Genomic DNA, 19,828 nt, shown 5'->3' with positions numbered 1-19,828 from the left:
ATGCACCACATGGGAGCGGTACGCCGCCAGCGAGCGCAATAAGGTGCAGAAATGCACCACATGTGAGCGGAATGCTACCAACGAGCGCAATAAGGTGCAAAAATGCACCACATGTGAGCGGTACGCCGCCAGCGAGGCAATAAGGTGCAGAAATGCACCATATGAGTGTCCAACTACCGCCCACGCGCCTCCGCCCAGCGCCCCCTTAATATAGTGAACGCCATCTAAGCCGTTTAACTGCAAGCTTTTCTCCACCAGCTTGTCATGCTCGTCAAGCTAGTCTGCATATTTGGCCAAGTCTGCACATAGACATGTTATCAGTTGTTCACACAAAGTGCTGAAGGGGTTGATCGCATGCGTCGGATCGTATTGATCACGGCCATTATGATGCTCATCACGGTGGTGGCATCCGCCTGCGGAGCTAAAAATGCAGACTCGGTCGTAAAAGAACTGGACAAGGTGCAGAACAAGCTGCAAAGTTACCAAGCAAAAGGAACGATGACGCTCAACACAAGCCAGCAGCCGCTCGAGTACAAGGTAGAGGTATGGTACCAGAAGGATCATTATTATCGGATTGCTCTGACGAATGCCAAGAAGGATATTACGCAAATTGTGCTTCGTAACGATGACGGCGTGTTCGTGCTGACCCCTAGATTGAACAAAGTGTTCCGTTTCCAAAGCGACTGGCCGGACAACCAAGGACAGGTTTACCTGTACCAAACGCTGCTGTCCAGCATCCTGCTCGACCAATCGAGACAGTTCGCAACCGAGAACGATTCGTACGTATTCGACGTTATGGCCAACTACCAGAACGGATCGCTCGCTCGGCAAAAAATTTGGCTGAACAAAGAGGACTTCGCGCCTCGCCAAGTCGAAGTGTCCGATACAAACGCGGCGGTGATGGTGAAAGTGACGTTCGATGAGTTCAACTTCGATCCGAAGTTTGAGAAGAACGCCTTCGATACGCAGGCTAACCTGAATACCGGCAGCAGCACGCCGTCGACGGGTGATCAAGCCGGAACGACAGATAATACGAATACGCAGCAGCCTTCCAAGGATAATACAGCGACTAATGGAACGGAAGAGCAAGGCGGCAACACGGACACGACGGGCGATCAAGGGGTTAAGGATGAGCAAACGGATGAGCAGGAAGCGGATGAAACGACAGCGCAGCCGCTTGACTTCCTCGAGCTCGACCCAATGTATCTGCCGGACGGCGTAGCGTTCAAGGATTCGCAGGAAATTACGTTCGGCGGCAACCCGGGCATCATGCAGCGTTATCAAGGAACGTACAACTTCAGTATCATTCAGACGCAGCCGAAGGATGTCGCAACTTCCTATATACCAGGCTATCTGCGCGACCTCGGCTTTACGATGGGCTCCATCAGCGATGGCGAAGAGCAGCAGACGCTGACGTGGACCTATCAAGGCATTGAATACCGCCTGACGAGCGCGGACCTGCCAGAGGACGAAATGGTGCTTATCGCCCAATCGATGGATGAAGGCGCGACGAAGTAATTCGGCAGTACAATAAGGACAGCGTGATCCGATGAGGGTCGCGCTGTCTTTTTTACGCATAACTTACCCTAGGCGGGGATGCGCATCATCGATTAGCATTAGCAGCATCCCTGTTCATTTCAAATTTCTTCCGTACGGAAAACGGTTCAGTTTCATTGACACTGCTAGCCTCAACCTTTAACATAGTTTTTATTGGATTTGTTACGGCATGAGAAGAAGGTGACGATGAGTGGAAGCTTTTTATCGCGCAACGCGAGCGGAAATTTCGCTGAATGCGCTGCGCAGCAATTTGACGGCATTTCGACAAGCGATTCCAAGTGACATGCTGCTGATGGCATCTGTGAAAGCGAATGCTTATGGACATGGTGCAGTACAGATTGCGCGGGAAGCGGAAGCGTTCGGCGTTGATTACATGGGGGTTGCATTTCTGGATGAGGCGCTGCAACTGCGGCTCAGCGGGATTCGCACTCCGATTCTAGTGTTAGGCTATGTACCTCCTGCAGGGCTTGCCGTTGCTCGGGAGCATAATATTGCGATTGCCTTGTTTCGAGATGATATTCTCGAGGCTGCGGCTGCACTGCCGGATAACGGGAAGAAGCTTAAGGTGCATATTAAGATCGATTCCGGCATGGGCCGACTTGGGAAGCTGGCGGGCGGCGAAGCGGAAGCGTTCATCGAGCGAGCGCTGAAGGTGCAGCAGATCGAAGTCGAAGCCTTATTCACCCATTACTCCAAAGCGGATGAGCTGGACAAAACGTATACGGCGCAGCAGCATGAGCGATTCCGGGGCGTAGTTGACTACGTGAAGAAGAATGCGCTGCCGATCCGATTGTTTCATGCAGCGAACAGTGCGACGGGGATCGATACGCCCGAATGGGGACTCGGCATGCTCCGACTTGGCATTGGCATGTACGGCATTTATCCTTCTGAAGAAGTGAATAAGCAGCGTATCCAGCTTGAACCCGTCATGTCGCTGAAGACAGCGATTGCTATGACGAAGACAGCCCCGCAAGGCTGGGGGATCAGCTACGGTGCGCGTTATATAACGTCCGGCGAAGAACGAATCGGCACGCTGCCAATCGGATATGCAGACGGCTACAGCCGAATGCTGACCGGCAAAGCAGAGGCGCTCGTGCGCGGCGTACGTGTTCCGGTGCTCGGATCGATCTGTATGGATCAATGCATGATCGCGCTTGGACCTGCTGAGGCTGACGGCTGCGCGATCGCGCCAGATGAAGAGGTTGTGCTGCTTGGACGCCAAGGCGAAGAATGGATAACGGCGGATCAAATCGCAGAGCAGCTAGGCACGATTCCTTATGAAGTGACCTGCATGCTCGCAGCGCGCGTGCCTCGCGTCTACAGAAGAGGCGAAGAAGTGACAGCAGTTGTCAATCCATTATTGGACTAGTATTAATTTCCTTTGCGTAAATTGTGATTTGCAGCAGGAATATTGCATTTTACCTCGAAATTTATTGCAATCAGATTTAAAGTGGCTTATCCGGCGTCCATTCTCGAATAGGAATACATGCAGCAACTAGACCGTTGCATAACGCTTCTATTCGCTTCATAAGTATGTGGAGTATAGCGCCATCGTTAATTTGACATAATGGTTATAAGGGTCTGGAAAAGTTTTGGAGGTGCGAGTTCGGTGGCCAATTTGCAGAACACCAAGAGGATCATGATCAGCTTGCCGGATCAGCTGCTGGAGGAAGTCGACGGCATCGTCGCCAAAGAAAATTCCAACCGCAGCGAATTTATCCGTCAGGCTATGAAGCTGTATCTGATGGAGCGAAAGAAGCGGCAAATCCGCGAATCGATGCAGCGCGGATATATGGAGATGGCTAAGATCAACTTGAATATGGCCTCGGAAGCATTTCACGCGGAGGAAGATGCCGATCATACGCTCGGCCGTCTCGTAAGCGGGGTGTAAAGCTTGATCGTAAAACGCGGCGATGTATTTTTTGCGGACTTGTCACCCGTTGTGGGGTCTGAGCAAGGCGGCGTTCGTCCCGTACTCGTTATCCAAAATGATATCGGCAACCGATTCAGCCCGACGGTCATCGTGGCAGCCATTACCGCTCAGATCCAGAAGGCGAAGCTGCCTACGCATGTCGAGATCGAAGCGGAATCGCACGGCTTCGATCGGGATTCCGTTGTGCTGCTCGAACAGATCCGTACAATCGACAAACAGCGGCTCACGGACAAAATTACGCATTTGGACGACGAAATGATGCGTAAAGTCGATGAAGCGCTGCAAATCAGCGTTGGATTAATCGATTTCTAAATCAACCTCTTCAGCCTCTGACGACATTCGTCAGAGGCTTCTTGTTTTCCTTTTTGTACGTCAATTGTTCGGGCAAATCCTGCTATGTGGGAAAACAGGACTGCGTATTCCGCGCCTAGAAGGTACGATTACAGCATAGAGAAGACTTGAATCCGGTACGCGGATGACGTTTGGAGGGAATCGCATGAAGGTGCTGGCACTGAAACATTTTGAATTCGATGATACGATGGCGCTGGAGCAGTGGACATCCCTTGGCGCGCATGAGCTGCTTATCGTGGACCCGGCTAATGGGTTAGTAGAAGCGTGGCTGGAAGCGGCCGAGCTGCTCGTCATTCTCGGCGGTCCGATGAGTGCATACGATGACGAGAAGCTCGATTGGCTCGTAGAAGAGAAGCGGTTTATTGCACGGGCGATTGAGCAGGATAAGAAAATATTAGGCATTTGCCTCGGGGCGCAGCTATTAGCGGAGCTTCTAGGCGGCAGTGTGCATCGTCACGAAACGAAGGAGATTGGATGGCATCGGATCGAGCGGACGGCGGAGCGGCATCCTTGGGTTGATGATCTGCCGGAGGCGTTTCATTCGTTCCAGTGGCATGGCGATACCTACGTTCTGCCGAAGGAAGCGCGCCGTCTGGCGGAGTCGGAAGCATGCGGACAGCAGGCTTTCGCTTGGGGCGATCGCATTCTAGCGCTGCAGTTCCATCTCGAGACGACGCCTGCCTGCATCGATCAGATGCTTACGCGTTGGGCGAATGAGTTGGTGTCGGCGCCCTATGTGCAGGATGCGGCTCACATTCGCTCGGAGATCGGCCGGAGCAGCGAATCGTTCCGTATGCTTCACATGATTTTGGATCGCATTGCGGCGAGTTAGCCCTATTTCTATTCAAAAAGGCCCAGCAGCATACCGTGCTGCTGGGGCTTCTTTCGTTTCGTTGCTATTTCTGACCCAAAGCTGCCTTGCCGTGCTCGCCGGTTCGTATTCGGACCACGTCAGCGATTTCGGTGACGAAGATCTTTCCGTCGCCGATCGAGCCGGTACGTGCTGCGTCGACGATCGCTTCGAGCGCTGGTTCATAGATGTCGTCGCTGACGACGGTTTCGATCTTATTTTTGAGCACAAAATCGGTCTGGTACTCAACGCCGCGATACTGAGTGCGCACTCCTTTCTGAATGCCCTGGCCGCGCACATCGCTGATCGTCATGCCGCTAATGCCGACTGAGTGGAGGGCAGCTGTTACATTGCTCAGCTTCTCGGGTCGAACGATGATCGTTAGCAGTTTCATGCGTTGTTAGACTCCTTTCATCTCTGGGATGGCCGCAACCGGGGAGCCGCCTGGGCTGAAGTCGCCTTGTCCAAGCGGTCTAGGCAGCTCGCTGCGAACCGCTTCGAACGTGTTATACGCATTCTCGCCGTGGAGGCTTAAATCGAGGCCGGTCAGCTCTTGTTCTTCGGTAACGCGGAGAGGAGTGAACAAGGAGATGACTTTCAGGATAACGAACGTGCCGACCGAAGCAAGACCGACTGCAACGAGCACGTCGACCGCTTGAATGCCAACCTGCGCGGCATTGCCGTGGATTAGGCCGTCCGCACCAGCTGGATTCACTTTCGTGCTGGAGAAAATACCGGTCGCAATCGCGCCCCAGATGCCGCCGATGCCGTGAATGCCGAAGACATCGAGCGAATCGTCGTATTGCAGCTTTGCTTTAACGACATGAAGTCCCCAGTAGCAGATGACGCTTGCGAGCGCGCCGATCGGAATCGCCGACAATACCGATACGAAGCCTGCTGCAGGCGTAATCGCGACCAGTCCGGCAATGACGCCGGTAACGCCGCCGCCGAGCGTCGCTTTTCCGCGCAGCATCTTCCCCATTGCCATCCAGAGAACGCCGCCTGCTGCTGCAGCTACTTGCGTCGTAACAACTGCGAGGCTTGCCAGACCGCCCGATGCAAGAGCGCTGCCGGCATTGAAGCCGAACCAGCCGAACCAGAGACACATGCCGCCGACCATGAAGAAGATGAGGTTGTGCGGTGGCAGCGTCTTGTTCGGGAAGGAGCGGCGCTTACCGACGACTAAGGCAGCGACCAGTGCGCTGACGCCCGAGAGGATATGAACGACGGTACCGCCTGCGAAGTCCAGACCGCCAAGCTTGGACAGCCAGCCGCCGCCCCAAGCCCAGAACGCCATCGGCGCGTACACCAGCGATACCCACAGGATGCAGAAGGGAACCCATGCCGAGAAGCGAATCCGTTCCGCGACGCCGCCGGAGATGAGGGCGGTTGTAATGGCGGCGAACATGCCTTGATAACACGCGAATATGAGGTGAGGAATCGTGAGGCCGTCTTTGGCATCCATGCCTACACCATCGAAGCCGAGGAAGTCGAATCCGCCGAACATGCCGCCTATCCCTGGGCCGAAGGCGAAGCTGTATCCCCATAGTACCCATACTAAGGTGACAATGACGAATGCGCTTAAGCTGTGCATGACCGTCGATAGAATGTTACGTTGACCGACGAGTCCCCCATAGAATAAGGCAAGTCCGGGCATGAACATGAACATGACAAGCACGGTCGATACGATAATCCAAGTCGTGTCTCCTGTGTCGATCGCAGATGTCGCGGCAGCCGCATCTTCTGCGAATGCCGCCATTGGCAGCGCCGTGAGGCTAAGCACGAGTAAAGCCAGAACGAATACATACTTCTTCCAACCATTGAACCTTCTCGTTGATCGCATCGTTCAATCCCTCCTAATATTTATGTAAGAATTACTGACACGATTATGGCCTAAAGTCGCAGGTCTCGTACATTGAACTATCCCATTATGTGATAATTGGTCAGAGTTTTCAGAATTTACTTTCTTTTATCTCGATATGCGGGAAATGAGTATTTGAGGTTGTTCTTTTACGGGATATGATTGTCACATAAGTTAACATCACAAACGAAAAGTGAGGGAGAAACATGACACAACTTTCTGTAACGTTAGCGAATCACCCGCTTGAGCCGCTCTCGCGTGAAGAGCTGAAGGCAGCCGTACAAATTCTGAAGGATCAGCGTCAGCTGACCGAAGCGGACCGCTTCGTATCCGTATCGCTGAAAGAGCCGAAGAAGGAAGTTGTGATCGGGTTTGATGGGACGCAGCCGTTCGATCGCGAAGTGTTCATTATTATTCTGAACAAACAGGACAATGCGACGTACGAGGCAGTTGTATCGCTCGCTTCTCAGCAAGTCGTATCTTGGGTTCATGTGCCTGGGGTGCAGCCGATGATTATGCTCGATGAACAAGTCGAATGCGAGGCGGCCGTTCGCAAGAGCTTGCTGTTTATTGAAGCGCTCGAACGTCTCGGCATCGATACGCCGGAGCTTGTTATGGTCGATCTGTGGTCGCCGGGCAACTGGGGGACGGAAGAGGATGCGACGGAACGCTTGGCGCGGCCGCTTTGCTTCCTTCGCAGCGATGAGAAGGATAATGGATACGCTCGTCCGCTCCCGATTGTGCCTATTGTGGATCTGAACAAGATGGAAGTGCTTCGAGTAGAGGAATACGAATACACGGCGATTCCATCGAAAGCCTTCAACTATACGCCAGACCGAGTAGGTCCGCTGCGCAGTACGATCAAGCCGGTAGAGATTACGCAGCCGGAAGGTCCAAGCTTTGCAATCAACGGCCATGAAGTTGAATGGGAGAAATGGAAGTTCCGCATCGGCTTCAACGCCCGTGAAGGCTTGACGCTCCATACGCTTTCATACAACGATCAAGGCCGCGAGCGGCCGGTCATGTACCGCGGCTCGTTGTCGGAGATGGTTGTTCCGTACGGTGATCCTGGTCCGATCCAGAACCGTAAGAATGCATTCGACAGCGGCGAGTACGGCATCGGCCAGCTGGCGAACAGCTTGGAGCTCGGCTGCGACTGTGTCGGGTATATCAAATATTTCGACGGCGTTATGTCCGACAGCAAAGGCGAGCTTTTTGTCATCAAAAATGCGATCTGCATGCACGAAGAAGACTTCGGCATTCTGTGGAAGCACACGGACTGGCGGACAAACGATGTGGAAGTAAGACGTTCCCGCAGATTGGTCGTCTCCTCGATTTCGACCGTTGCGAACTACGAGTACGGTTTCTTCTGGTACCTGTATCAAGACGGCAACATTCAATTCGAGGTGAAGCTGACGGGCATTCTGTCTACTGCCGGTCTGCACCCTGGCGAGAAGCCGAAGTACGGCAATATGGTAGGCCCAGAGCTTTATGCGCCGAACCACCAGCATTTCTTCAACGTGCGGATGGATATGCAGCTGGACGGCAATGAGAACTCGGTGTACGAGGTGAACGTTGTCTCTGAGGAGCTTGGGCCGGACAATCCGCGCGAGAACGCGTTTTATGCGAAGTCGACGCTGCTCGAAACCGAGCAGCAGGCGAAACGCGACATTAAGCTGGAGACGGCTCGTTATTGGAAGTTCGTGAACGATAATGTGAAGAATGAGCTGGGCCAATCGGTCGGGTACAAAATCGTAACGGGGGAGAACTGCTTCCCGTTCGCGTCGGACAATTCGAGTCTTCTGAAGCGCGCTGGCTTCATCAAACACCACTTGTGGGTTACGCCTTACAACGAAGATGAAATGTACGCTTCCGGCAAATACCCGAATCAGCATATTGGCGGGGATGGACTATCGAAGTGGGCGGAACAAGACCGCAGCATTAAGAATACCGACATCGTCGTCTGGTACACGATGGGGCATACGCACGTGCCGCGTCCGGAGGACTGGCCGGTTATGCCTGCGGCTTATATCGGCTTCATGCTGAAACCGGTCAGCTTCTTCAATCAAAGTCCGGCGCTGGATCTGCCTGCGCAGCCGAAGAAGAACTACTGCGGCAGCAAGATGAAAGCGGACGGCTGTCAGAGCTAATCGTTCAAGTCCTTGGCAGAACAATCGATATAATGGGATGGTGGTGTCTGTGTCGCAGCTTGGCATGCGTTGGTTGGGGTCGCGAAACGCCACGCTCTCTGTTTATTCCGCCGCAGGCGCAGCTGCGCTGCATCTTGTGCATTATCTGTCTGCTCCAATCTTGCTGGGATCGGCAGCGGAGATGCATGCGGGACATCATGGGATGGGGCATGAAGCGGCAGGCGATGGTTCGTCGCTCATGATGAATATACTGATGCTGCTGCTCTTCGTGATCAATCTCGTCGGTATGTATTTCGCAGGGCGTCAATTAAGCGAGGCGTATCGCCAGAGGAGCCGATTTACGCAGCATACGATGTTGTGCAGCGGCATCTCGCTCCTTGTTCTTGCCGTCGGTATTTATACGATTATAACGTTATGATGATGGAAGGCTGGTGCGTGTGCTGCATCAGCCTTTCTGCTCCTGACTTAGAGTGAAGGGGGAAAAATTTACACAAACATACCTAACTCTCTTGAACATACAGGTAGATCATACGTTATAATATTGGTGATGTTAGATTACTTAACGTGAATATAACAGTCGGATTGATTTGGGAGGTGCGGTCGTGTCCGTCATTGCAAAAGCAATTCAGATCTTAGACATGCTGGTTCCACAAGGCAGCGACAAAGAAGTCAGCGTCACGACGATTAGTCGAGAGCTGGATATGCCGGTTCAGAGCGTGCATCGTATTCTGAACTCACTCTCGGAGCATGGCTTCGTCGCTCAGAATCAGAAGACGAAGAAATATAAGCTTGGCCTATCCATTATGAAATACGGCTTCCTTATGTGGGATAGCCTGATGTTCCGCTCGGTCTCCCGCCCGTTCATGGAGGAGCTGAGCCGCCATACGAAGGAGACGATTTATCTCGCCTCCCGGGAGAATACCGAAGGCGTCTACATCGATTGCATCGACTCGCCGCAAATTCTCAAGATATCCGAGCCGATCGGGCTTAAGCTGCCCCTCTTCATCGGCGCCTCGAATCGTGTCATTCTAGCTTACATGCCTCAGCCGCTGCGCGATGCGATTTTGTCCGAGACGGACTGGATCGACCATCCAGCGCTGAAGCCGCTGACGCGCGAATATATCGAGAAGGATATGGAGCTGATTCGTAACCGGGGGTACGCCATTACGGACGGAGAGATGACGGAGGGGACGACGGGAATCGCGGCGCCGATCTTCTCATACGAGAATACCGTCATCGGCTCGCTCAACATTGCGGGACCATCCATCCGGTTTACGCCGGACAATATCGAGAAGTACAGCTACTTCGTGAAGAAGTATGCCGATCAGATCTCCAAGGAGCTTGGCTATAGGAACCTGTACCGAATAAGGGACTAATATTTCCGCTATGTAAAATAAGGCTGGCCTAACGAAGCAGTGTAACTACTTCTTCGTTAAGCCAGCCTTTGTTGCTTCTATCGAGTGTTGTCGGGCGTCTACTCTAAATTCGCGTGGTTGCCGAACATGGCGTCAGCGCGCTGACCGGTTCGCTCCATTAGCCGCAGAATGACTGCGTCGAGGATGAGCAGCATGCTCTGTTCGAACAAGCTTCCCATCGGCTGAATGGACGCTGCCGTCGTACCGGCTTCTTTGGTCGCTGCGGGTACATGAATGAGCGTCGAAGCCAGCTTGCCGATCGAGGAAACAGGCACGACCGTGATGGCCGCGACATTCGCCTGCATCGACTGTGCTTTCAATGCCATCGAGACGAGTCCCTTCGTCTCGCCGGAGCCAGAGCCGATGAGCAGCAGATCGCCAGCGGCAATCCCTGGCGTAACCGTCTCGCCCACCACATAGGCTCGGACCCCCAAGTGCATCAGACGCATCGCGAATGCGCGCATCATAAGCCCGGAACGGCCGGCACCTGCGACGAAGACGGCGCCAGCGTCCGTGATGCGATCAGCGAGCTTATCGATCTGCTGATTGTCGACGGACTTAAGCGTCCGCTGCAGCTCCAGCAGGATGGACGGGATAGGCGCGGCAGCAGTGGCGCTCATCGATTAGGCCTGTTTAATCAGCTGCTGCATTTGGGCAGCGACTGCTTTCTTATCCGATTGGCTTGTAATGCCGCCGCCAACGATGACGAGGTCTGGCTTCGCGCTAATCACTTCAGGCAGCGTGTCGAGCTTGATTCCGCCGGCGATTGCCGTTTTGGCATTGCGCACAACACGCTTGATCGTCTCGAGATCTTGGAAGGAGTTGATTCCGGCCGCTTGATGATCGTAGCCGGAGTGAACGCAGATGTAATCGACGCCGAGTGCGTCAATCTCTTGTGCACGCGCGGCCATGTCCTTCACGTTGATCATGTCGACCATAATTTCTTTGTTCTGCTTGCGTGCTTCTACGACAGCGCCTTTGATCGTCGAATCGTCAGACACGCCAAGAACCGTGATGATGTCGGCGCCGGCTTCGGATGCTTTCATCACTTCGTAGCCGCCGGCATCCATGATTTTGAGATCGGCGAGCACTTGAAGCGAAGGGAATGCGTTCTTCAGTTCTTGAACCGCACGCAGACCTTCGTTGATGACAACCGGAGTACCGATCTCAACGATATCGATATATTCAGCAACCTCTTGGACAACCTCTACAGCTTCCGGAATGTTAACGAGATCAAGCGCTAATTGCAGTTTCATATGGGTAATCTCTCCTTTGGGATAATGGATTTCATCGGATGTGTCCATCTTAGTCCGTCAGGAGAGATTGCGGAAGAACGCACTTTGAAGTAATGGGGTTACCTCGGCGTTACTGGGGCAGGCTGTTTGAGCTTACTTGATCCGATCCCACTTCACGACATTTTCTACGACTAGTACGAGCAGAACGCCGATAACCAGGCCGTTAGACAGCAGCGGCGTCAGCAGCGGCGGGAGGTCCGAGAAGGCCGATGCCGGCAAATTCATAACGCAAATGCCTGTCAGAATCGGCAGCGCAATGCGGTAAATCGTCTTCGGCGTATACGTCGTGCTGGACAACGTACGGAATGCGGTGCCGAACATTTGGAGGTATGCGGCGAACAGCGCCGCACCGCCAACGGACAGCGGAAGCTGGACAAGCCATCCGCTTAAAGCCGGAACGGCACCGATGATAATGAACAGGCTTGCACCGACGATGAGCGCACTCCGCCGCAGTACGCGTGTATTTTCGAGAAAACCGATTGATGATGCGAATGTTCCGAATGGAATAAGCCCGAAGCAGCCTGCGATAATGGAGAACAGGTTGGTGAATACGACGGATTTGACTGCTTCTTTGTCAGTCGATTCACGTCCGTAGAGCGTACTTGCAGCTGTTAGGCTCGTCAGCGTATTCATCATGTTCACAATACCGGCGAGCATGCTGACGACGAGAATGCCGGGATCGATATGCGGCGTGCCCCACGGCAGCCAGTGCCAGATCGAGATGACATCGGTGCCTGCGGCATCGATGCGGCTTGATTGTCCGAATAGCAGAACGTATGCGATCCAACCGAACACAATGCCGCCAAGCAGCGAGAATTGGCCGAATGCGCCTTTGCCCTTAATGTGAATGAGGGCGACGACAGCGATAATAACGACGGATAAGCCTGCGATCGGCAGGTCGAACCGACCGCCTACGTCGAAGCCGACCATTCCTTTGAAGAACGTGTTCTCGAGCTGGAAGGCGATCAGGAATAAGAAGACGCCCATTACACTCGGGGAAAATAATCGTTTCATCACGCTGAGGAAGCCGCATACCGCTAATACGATGACGAGTGTCCCAGACAGAATGAAACCGCTGGCTAGGCTTGCGGCGACCGTGCCAAGGTCCATGCCCATCGCTGGCGCAGAGGCGCATATGCTGAGCACAAGTCCCCACCAGACGCCGGCGGGGCCGTCCATTAATGCGAATCGGTGTCCCCATGCAGCCTGAACAATGCAGACCGCGCCGGTCAAGATGAAGGAGCGCTGCATCGATTCGGCGATGTCGGCAGGCGATAATCCCAGCGCATGTCCGATCGACAGCGGCACCATGACCGTATTGGTGAAAATAAAGAACAGCCATTGCACGCCGGCAAGCAGCACGCTGGCTGTTGATTGAGAAGTATTTCGTTCCAACATTGTTACTCCAGCTTTCTTCTAGGATGTGCGCATTATGAATGCTGCACCTATGGTATCATGGGAGTAAGTATATGAATAATATGAATAAAGTTCATAATGTATATGATAATCATATAGATAACATTGCCGACAGGGGCTGTAACTTCATGGATATAAAACAGTTGCGATACTTTATCGCGCTTGCAGAGGAGCTGCAAGTCACATCGGCCGCGAATCGGCTGCATATGTCCCAGCCGCCGCTCAGTCAGCAGCTGAAGTTGATGGAGACCGAGCTTGGCGTTCCGTTATTCAACCGCAGCGGTCGTCATCTGGAGCTGACAACCCCAGGTCAGACGTTGTATGAATACGCGCTGACGATTACGCGGCTGATGGATCAAGCGCAAGCGGAGGTGCGCGAATCGGGACTCGGACTGCGAGGCAAACTAGCCGTTGGCGTCAACACGTTATCGGACGAGCGGCTGCCGCGCGTGCTCAGCATCTTTCGCGCGTTGTATCCGCATGTTACGTTCCGTATACAACAGAACGAGACGAGGATGCTGGCCAAGCTTGTGAAAGAAAAAGCGCTGGATTTGGCTGTTGTACGTCTTCCGATCGCGCTTGACGATTTTGATTACGTGGAGCTGGGCGCTGAGCCGCTTTATTTTGTCACGTTAGATCCTTTAGAGCGGCTTCCTGCAGAGGCGGTTACCTATGCAGAGATCGCAGAGCATTCGCTTGTGCTGCCCAGCACGGAAGGACTCGGCTTGTACCATCTCATTCTGGAGCAGTTCCACGTGAGAGGATTGTCGCCTGTCGTTGCAGCGGAATGCTCCGATATCGGGATGCTGATCGAGCTTGTCGCTTCGGGTTTCGGGGCTTCGATACTGCCCGCCGCGTCGCTTCGACGATATGGCGGTCTGCATCTGCATGCCTATCCGATTGACGGTCCGCAGGAGCTGTCGCGCTCGGCTTTAATTTGGCCCAAAAAGCAATATTTGAGTAAGGCGGCGCATCGGTTAATCGAGCTGCTCCAATCGCATTCGGACGATATTCGACAAAATGCACAAAATTAGGATAGACAAATGTCTACACAGTTGTTAATATATAGACAAATTTAGCAAGTCGTCGATGACGAGGCTGCTCTATACAGGAACGGATGCGAAGAACGCATGCCAACACGTACGAATACGTGCGATGGCTGCGTTCTTTTTGCGTTCCAGAGTGCAAGCGGCGTCTGTCCTTTAGTTAGCGCTAAACTGTCGAGAGAGAGGAGATTCATCGTTCCATGAATAGAAAACGGAATACGGCAATCAGCTTGGCGGCTGCAGTATTGTCGGGCGTGCTCGTGTATAGCATTTATGTCGTACAGCTGCGGCATGTGCAGGAGCAGGAGATGGTGCGTGTCGTCGTGCCGAAACGATTTATAGCGGCCGGCGAGCGGATTGCCGCTGAGGATTTGACTTATATGCCGCTGTCTCGATCCGCGGTCAATGAGGCGATGCTGCTGCAGCCGCAGGAGGCGGATGGCTGGGAAGCGGTCGTTCCGCTCGGAGTCGATGAGCCTGTGCTGAAGTGGAAGCTGGATCGTTACCGTCTCATGCCGAATCGATCGGAGTCTACGTTCCAGATTCCGCGCAGCTATGTGTTGTCCGTGTCTAACGGCATTCGTGCCGGAGACCGTGTCATGGTGTATGTGACAGGCGAGAATACCGCTTCTGTCCGATTGTTCGATGAGCCCGTAACCGTCGCTTCCGTGAAGTCATCGAACAATGTCGAAGTCGACAACGCGGATCAATCCAATCTCATGTCGCTCGCGGATAACGATAAGGAGCGGATGTATGCTTCGCGTCGCGATGCGAATGCGATGATCGATTACGTGAACTTGAATTTGACAGAGGAACAGTGGATGCGAATCGATGAGCAGTGCAAAGGCGGCGGAAAGCTCGTTATCGCCTATAGTCCGACCTCGTTTGATGCGGTGCAGGACGGGAGGAGTGAAGAGCAATGACAGCGGGTGCCGCTCCTCTGCTCGTTTTCGTTGGAACGACTCCGAACATCGGTACGACGATCGCGGCTTTTGCCGCGGCGTGCCGAATCGCCGAGAGCAGCGATGCCAAGATCGGATATCTCTGTTTGAACTTAAAGAGCGCCAAGCTGCAGCGGTACATCGGCGTGGACCGGCCGGCGGTAGGAATGGAGCATATTCGTCCAGAGCTGCGTGACCGCTCGCTCCGGCCGGAGCAGTTGGTTCGATGCACCTATCCGGTTAGAGGCGTATCCGGGCTTCATGTATTGTTCGGCAACATGGATCGGGATCAGGCAGAGTTCTATACATCGGATCAGATCGAATATTTGCTGGAGACAGCCAGACGGGCGTTCGATATTGTGGTCGCGGACGTCGGCGCATATTGGGATAATGCCGCTACGGTCTGCGCTGTACGCGAGGCATCTTCGCGGGTGCTCGTAACGACGAATGCACTGTCACACTTTCAAGAGGATTGCAGCCGTTGGATTGGTCAAATATCGCCGTTGTTCGGTGTTCCATCCGACGGCTACGAGCTGTTAGTCATTCATTCGCCATGGGCAACGGGGGGATTTCGTGTGAAAGATGTGAGCAAAGAGACGGGGCTTCCGCTCGCTGGTGAGCTTCAGTTGACCAAGCCGCTCCTTATGCAGCTGGATAGCGGGCAGTACGATCAATGGCTCACTGCTGCCGAAGGGCAAGCGGTTATGAAACAACCTGCGAAGCAGTGGATGCAGCAGTATGGCATTCAGCGGGCGCAGAAGGTGCATCGCCAGCCCTGGTATCGCAAGCTGCTCGCTCATCGCAATGGGGTGGGCTCATGAGCAGTGGCGTTCGGCAAGGTCAGGAACGATTCTCGCCGGCGGGTTACTCTTCTAGACTACGATCAGAGGGGATGCCGGCCGAGCGGGTGGCCGCTGGAAGAAGCGGAGATGAGGAGGATAGCAGCGGCTTCGCCAGAATTGCCGACGAGGTGCGAACCTACTTATCGGTACCGCGCGGCATGACCGAAGAGGAGCGACGCCAGTACAGCGAACGGCTGAACCGTGCCGTACTAGGTTTCGCGAAGGATCGGGAGCATGTGCTGGCGCTTATTAATGACTGGTTGATTCGGCATCGCATTCACGATATGCCGGAAGTCAGCCATCCGTATGAATCGCTGGCAGAGGCGTTGTTCGCCGAAGTTATCGGCCTGAATGTGTTGGAGCGGGTGCTTGCGGAGCGGTCGGGGCTCGAAGAGATTCAAGTGATCGGTACGCGAATTTATGAGGTTCGCGGCGGCATGCCGGTTCTATCGCGCTATTCGTTCATATCGGTTCGCGATGTTGAACGGATTCAGCAAAACCTTGTTCTGTACAACAACGACCGAATAAATCCGCGCAAACGTTGGGCGGAGGTGATGCTGCGCGACGGCTCACGCGTCACGATGACCGGCTTCGGCTTTACGGCTTCGCCGACGCTGACCATTCGATTCTATACGGTGCAAGTGTTTCGGCTGCAGGCCTTATGCGAGCCTTCTTATGGAACGATGAATGAAATCGTTCGCCAGTTGCTGCTTCAGGTTCTTGAGGCCCGATTCAATCTCGTGATCATCGGACCAACGAACTCAGGGAAGACGCATCTGATGAAATCGCTCATTGCGGAGCTGCCTGATGAGGAACGGATTATAACATTGGAGAATCGGCTTGAGATGATGATTCACCGCGATTTTCCGAACAAGAATGCCGTGGAGTACGAGTTCGATGAAGAGGACTCCTCGCATCGTTCGGCGCAGGCGTTCAAGCTTGCGCTTCGGCAGTCTCCTCAGCGAATCGTACATGCAGAAATTCGCGATCAGGACGCTAATATCTATGTGCGTGCCTGCACGCGTGGACATGAAGGGAGCATGACGACCGTTCATGCGAACACATTGGAGGACGTTCCGGAGGCAGTCAGCGACATGTGCATGCTCGACGGACGGGGAATGAATCCAGAGCGGCTGACGAAGCGGATTGCGGAATATGTGACACAGCTAGGGATCGAGCTTCGAATCGTGAACGGTAAACGCGTTATTCATCGGATTGGCGAGATTGGCTGGAAGGACGGCGCAGTAACTGTGAACGACTGGGTGCGGTATGACGAAGCAAGCAGGGAATGGACGTATCCCGAGCAGCCTACGACGTCAGCGATGGAGCGGTTTCGGCGTCATGGCGTCCGATCGTTTCTTTCCGAGATGCTTAAGTTGACCGATGGTATGCAGGAATTGAATGCGGAGCATGCCGATGCTTGAGCAGCCGCCATTGATCATGCTGCTCGTGCTGGCACTGTTTTTAATGATCTTCATCGTCATTCGTGTTGTTCTTGCAGGGCTGCTTGCGCACAATCATCGCACCGGCAGACTGCACTATAGGCAGAAGCAGGGGTGGATCGGAACGTTGGAAGCACTGCTTGTGCGGCAGGAGCGGCTGTATCGGCATCTGTCCGATCTGCTGGAGTCGGTGCGAGCGCCGCTTGCTCCATTGTCCTTCGCTGCCTTATCGATGGTGCTTGGCATTGTCTGTTGCGTTATAGGCCTGCTTTTGTTCCAAAGTGCGAAGGGAACGCTGATGCTTGCTGCGATTGGCGGGTTGATGCCTTATACAATCATTCGAATGGCTTTGCTTCAGCATCAGATTCAGGTCAGAATTGATTTTCTGCCTTCAGTCGAGCTGTTCTATCAGAGTTATCTGGTCACGGGAGAACGGCATATCCGTTACGCACTGCAGCGAACGATTGAGGAGCGGAGGCTGTCAGCCCGAATGCAGCCTGTGTTCGACCAGCTGTACCGCAACTTGTCGGTCCGAGGTGATGACGAGACGAGTCTGCGGATTTTTGCCGGAGCGCTTGGCCATGTGTGGGGAGAGTATTTTGTAAACCTATTGCGCGTTTCGTTAATGGAGGGGAGCTCGATTAGCGATGGTCTTCGCGAACTGCTGACCGATATGCGTAGATCGCGGCGTGCGAATGAACAGGAGCGGAACAAGCTGCTGGAAATTCGGATCGCCAATTTTACACCTGTGTTGTTCCTTATCTTGTTCGTTGGATTAAACGTCCATTACAGCCCTAAGAACGCATATCACTACTATCTCGTTGACCCGAAGGGACGCGATCTGATACTGAATGCGATCGTACTTATCTTCGGTTCATTCTTAATGGGCATCTGGCTGTCCCGCAGGAAGATGTAACAGCCTGCTAGAGGAAAGGAGGATTGGAATGTCCGCATCGATCTGGATTGGCGCTATTGTGCAAGGAGCGGGCGTGGCTGCGCAATTCGTCTTGCTGTTCTTTGGGTTATATATGCTGCTCCGTCTATTGCCGAAGCGCAAGCAGCGTTGGCAGCACTTGAGCAGCCTCAACTGGCGGACGACGACCGTATCCGATCGTTGGCTGAGGAAGCTGCGGTTGGCAAGAAATCAGGCCTCGTTCATGGAGCGAGAAGCACTGCTCAGCGGCTGCGGGGTTGAAGGAGATCCGGCGCTGTACATTGCACTGAGAAGAATCGTGCTGACCGTTGTAGTGCCGGCTGCAGCGGTCGTTATCGCCTATTGGCGAATAAGAGTGGGAAGCTGGCCGTCTATCTTTATTCTTGGCGGAGTGGCTATTGCGGTACTGCTGCTGTACTTTGATCTGCCTTGGCTTCGCTCCGTTCATCGGATGCGTTCGCATCGGATCACGAAGGATGTGTTTCAGATCAGCAATCAGCTGCTGTATTTCGCAGGATCGAATTTACATCTGCATACGAAGCTTTCGCGTTGTGTGCCGTTCGCCTCGGTCGTGCAAGGCGATCTGCAGCGGCTTCTCGCGGAATGGTATCACGATGCGGAAGAAGCGCTGCGACGGTTCAAGCAGCGGCTCGGCACAGACGATGGCGCCAGCTTCGTAGAGACGCTGGACTCGCTTCGCTTGCATGATAGTGAAGAGTTCTACAAGCTTCTTCGCCAGCGCATTCAAGATTATAAGGAGAAACTGGAACTGGCGAAGGAAAGCCGCAAAGAGACGACCTCGTACGTATTGTTCACGGTCGCAGGTTTGCCAATCATGTACATGTTTGAAGTGTTTCTCTACCCGTGGGTACGGGAAGGGCAGCAGCTCTTCCAGTCTTTGAACTGAAGAGGCGAGCAACGTTTCAGTGAAGTTATTAAAGGAGGTGAGGCGGATGCGCAATATCCTGATGGCGGTCATGATGATTGTTGTTGTAATCGTACTGTTCAATACGATTATTGCTGGCGACACAACAGGCACGAAGCAGCAGATTCTTACCCAGGGCTCGACGGCGAACGGGAAGATTTCTTCGCTCGCGCCGTAAGCGTTCATCCCAGAGAATAGGAGGCATGCAGGATGAGATCGATATTGATGACGCTGCTCCTGCTGCTGGCCGTCATAGCCATTTACGAACAGGTAGTGGAAGGGGAAGAAGGAACGAACAAGCAGCTGCGGAATAGCGGCAGTCATATGCGCGACTCCATACAACGAATGAACCCGTAATAGGCAGGGCATTGAGCAAGGAACAGCTTATGACGTGATCACCTAATGGCGAAGGGAGGACGGGCATGCGAAGCATATTAGTATTCGTTTTGTTCGCGGGGATGTTGTGCTGGATGATGTTCTCGCCTATTTACAAACATATACTCATCGTTCGCCAGGCGGCGCTTCAGCAGGAGGTTGATTATATGCTGGAGATCGGCGCGAACGGCAGTCACGGTTATATTGATGAACTCATGATCGAGCAATCCAAGCAGCGGCTTGCATCGCTTGGGCTGGATCCTGAAGCTTTGGCGTATACCGTGGAATCGAGCGATGGCAGTAACGCAGCGAACGCATCCGCTCCTCTTGTTCGCGGTATCGGGCTGTCCTTAACGATCAGTTATCCCTATGAAGGGTTGTTCACGCTTGATCGGTTGATTGGCGTCGAGCCGCCGCCTTCGACCGATCGAATGAGTGCACGCGGCATGAAGATGAGTGAATATGTACCATAGGATGAAATGGGGTGTCGAGTGA

General features: G+C 53.7%; 23 protein-coding genes. 17 read left to right on the top strand and 6 right to left on the bottom strand.

Annotated elements, in window-relative coordinates:
• Positions 1–255: hypothetical protein (locus SBI19_RS25780; protein WP_317972396.1), on the bottom strand; the 255-nt coding region annotated here is incomplete at its 3' end.
• 99 nt (positions 256–354) lie between these two features.
• Here SBI19_RS25780 and SBI19_RS25775 point away from each other — a divergent pair.
• The 5 genes from SBI19_RS25775 (at position 355) to SBI19_RS25755 (ending at position 4,673) form a co-directional block, all read left to right on the top strand.
• Positions 355–1,518: a LolA family protein gene (locus SBI19_RS25775; RefSeq protein WP_317972395.1), complete on the top strand. Its 1,164-nt coding sequence runs from the start codon at positions 355–357 to the stop codon at positions 1,516–1,518.
• Between the two features lie 229 nt (positions 1,519–1,747).
• Entirely contained in the window at positions 1,748–2,926 is a 1,179-nt protein-coding gene (gene alr, locus SBI19_RS25770; protein ID WP_317972394.1) for an alanine racemase, read from the top strand.
• 240 nt (positions 2,927–3,166) lie between these two features.
• Positions 3,167–3,448, top strand: coding sequence for a CopG family ribbon-helix-helix protein (locus SBI19_RS25765; protein WP_191205733.1), 282 nt, complete (start codon positions 3,167–3,169; stop codon positions 3,446–3,448).
• A 3-nt stretch (positions 3,449–3,451) separates the two neighbouring features.
• Entirely contained in the window at positions 3,452–3,802 is a 351-nt protein-coding gene (locus tag SBI19_RS25760; protein WP_040711809.1) for a type II toxin-antitoxin system PemK/MazF family toxin, read from the top strand.
• Between the two features lie 184 nt (positions 3,803–3,986).
• Positions 3,987–4,673 carry a type 1 glutamine amidotransferase gene (locus SBI19_RS25755; protein ID WP_317972393.1) on the top strand — a complete coding sequence of 229 codons (687 nt, stop codon included), beginning with the start codon at positions 3,987–3,989 and terminating at the stop codon, positions 4,671–4,673.
• A gap of 64 nt (positions 4,674–4,737) precedes the next feature.
• Here the strand turns inward: SBI19_RS25755 and SBI19_RS25750 are convergent, their stop codons facing one another.
• Both SBI19_RS25750 and SBI19_RS25745 read right to left on the bottom strand, forming a co-directional pair.
• Entirely contained in the window at positions 4,738–5,085 is a 348-nt protein-coding gene (locus SBI19_RS25750) for a P-II family nitrogen regulator (protein WP_317972392.1), read from the bottom strand.
• 6 nt (positions 5,086–5,091) lie between these two features.
• Positions 5,092–6,408 carry an ammonium transporter gene (locus SBI19_RS25745; protein WP_317972397.1) on the bottom strand — a complete coding sequence of 439 codons (1,317 nt, stop codon included), beginning with the start codon at positions 6,406–6,408 and terminating at the stop codon, positions 5,092–5,094.
• A 350-nt stretch (positions 6,409–6,758) separates the two neighbouring features.
• On the opposite strand from SBI19_RS25745, the gene SBI19_RS25740 reads away from it, so the two are divergent.
• The 3 genes from SBI19_RS25740 (at position 6,759) to SBI19_RS25730 (ending at position 10,078) form a co-directional block, all read left to right on the top strand.
• Complete coding sequence (locus tag SBI19_RS25740; protein WP_317972391.1) at positions 6,759–8,702, top strand: primary-amine oxidase; 1,944 nt, start codon at positions 6,759–6,761, stop codon at positions 8,700–8,702.
• Positions 8,703–8,751: 49 nt separating this feature from the next.
• A complete protein-coding gene (locus SBI19_RS25735; protein ID WP_317972390.1) occupies positions 8,752–9,120 on the top strand; it encodes a hypothetical protein in 369 nt (122 codons plus the stop codon).
• Positions 9,121–9,304: 184 nt separating this feature from the next.
• Positions 9,305–10,078, top strand: a complete 774-nt coding sequence (locus SBI19_RS25730) for an IclR family transcriptional regulator (RefSeq protein ID WP_317972389.1) — start codon at positions 9,305–9,307, stop codon at positions 10,076–10,078.
• 98 nt (positions 10,079–10,176) lie between these two features.
• On the opposite strand, the gene hxlB is transcribed toward SBI19_RS25730, so the two are convergent.
• The 3 genes from hxlB to SBI19_RS25715 all read right to left on the bottom strand — a co-directional run bounded on the left by hxlB (position 10,177) and on the right by SBI19_RS25715 (position 12,810).
• Positions 10,177–10,737, bottom strand: coding sequence for a 6-phospho-3-hexuloisomerase (gene hxlB / locus SBI19_RS25725; RefSeq protein ID WP_317972388.1), 561 nt, complete (start codon positions 10,735–10,737; stop codon positions 10,177–10,179).
• Between the two features lie 3 nt (positions 10,738–10,740).
• On the bottom strand, positions 10,741–11,373 hold the full coding sequence (gene hxlA / locus SBI19_RS25720) for a 3-hexulose-6-phosphate synthase (protein ID WP_317972387.1): 633 nt from the start codon (positions 11,371–11,373) through the stop codon (positions 10,741–10,743).
• A 132-nt stretch (positions 11,374–11,505) separates the two neighbouring features.
• Positions 11,506–12,810: a uracil/xanthine transporter gene (locus SBI19_RS25715; RefSeq protein WP_317972386.1), complete on the bottom strand. Its 1,305-nt coding sequence runs from the start codon at positions 12,808–12,810 to the stop codon at positions 11,506–11,508.
• Between the two features lie 146 nt (positions 12,811–12,956).
• Between SBI19_RS25715 and SBI19_RS25710 the strand changes: the two genes are divergently transcribed.
• The 9 genes from SBI19_RS25710 (at position 12,957) to SBI19_RS25670 (ending at position 19,806) form a co-directional block, all read left to right on the top strand.
• Positions 12,957–13,862, top strand: coding sequence for a LysR family transcriptional regulator (locus SBI19_RS25710; protein ID WP_317972385.1), 906 nt, complete (start codon positions 12,957–12,959; stop codon positions 13,860–13,862).
• A 212-nt stretch (positions 13,863–14,074) separates the two neighbouring features.
• Positions 14,075–14,797, top strand: a complete 723-nt coding sequence (locus SBI19_RS25705) for an SAF domain-containing protein (protein WP_317972384.1) — start codon at positions 14,075–14,077, stop codon at positions 14,795–14,797.
• A complete protein-coding gene (locus SBI19_RS25700; protein ID WP_317972383.1) occupies positions 14,794–15,636 on the top strand; it encodes a CpaE/TadZ family protein in 843 nt (280 codons plus the stop codon). Before SBI19_RS25705 ends, SBI19_RS25700 begins: the two co-directional genes overlap by 4 nt.
• The gene (locus SBI19_RS25695; protein WP_317972382.1) at positions 15,633–17,081 is read left to right on the top strand and encodes an ATPase, T2SS/T4P/T4SS family; all 1,449 of its coding nucleotides are present in this window, start codon (positions 15,633–15,635) and stop codon (positions 17,079–17,081) included. The genes SBI19_RS25700 and SBI19_RS25695 overlap by 4 nt, the downstream gene beginning before the upstream one ends.
• Complete coding sequence (locus tag SBI19_RS25690; RefSeq protein WP_317972381.1) at positions 17,068–18,015, top strand: hypothetical protein; 948 nt, start codon at positions 17,068–17,070, stop codon at positions 18,013–18,015. The genes SBI19_RS25695 and SBI19_RS25690 overlap by 14 nt, the downstream gene beginning before the upstream one ends.
• 28 nt (positions 18,016–18,043) lie before the next feature.
• The gene (locus tag SBI19_RS25685) at positions 18,044–18,940 is read left to right on the top strand and encodes a hypothetical protein (protein WP_317972380.1); all 897 of its coding nucleotides are present in this window, start codon (positions 18,044–18,046) and stop codon (positions 18,938–18,940) included.
• A gap of 46 nt (positions 18,941–18,986) precedes the next feature.
• A complete protein-coding gene (locus SBI19_RS25680) occupies positions 18,987–19,136 on the top strand; it encodes a hypothetical protein (protein WP_317972379.1) in 150 nt (49 codons plus the stop codon).
• 32 nt (positions 19,137–19,168) lie between these two features.
• Positions 19,169–19,315: a hypothetical protein gene (locus SBI19_RS25675; protein ID WP_317972378.1), complete on the top strand. Its 147-nt coding sequence runs from the start codon at positions 19,169–19,171 to the stop codon at positions 19,313–19,315.
• Between the two features lie 65 nt (positions 19,316–19,380).
• Positions 19,381–19,806: a hypothetical protein gene (locus SBI19_RS25670; RefSeq protein WP_317972377.1), complete on the top strand. Its 426-nt coding sequence runs from the start codon at positions 19,381–19,383 to the stop codon at positions 19,804–19,806.
• Positions 19,807–19,828: the final 22 nt, after the last annotated feature.

Source organism: Paenibacillus sp. CCS19, from assembly GCF_033239625.1.
Classification (GTDB): domain Bacteria; phylum Bacillota; class Bacilli; order Paenibacillales; family Paenibacillaceae; genus Paenibacillus_T.
Note: the sequence above shows the minus strand (reverse complement) of the source record. Positions and strands in the feature narration are given on the sequence as shown.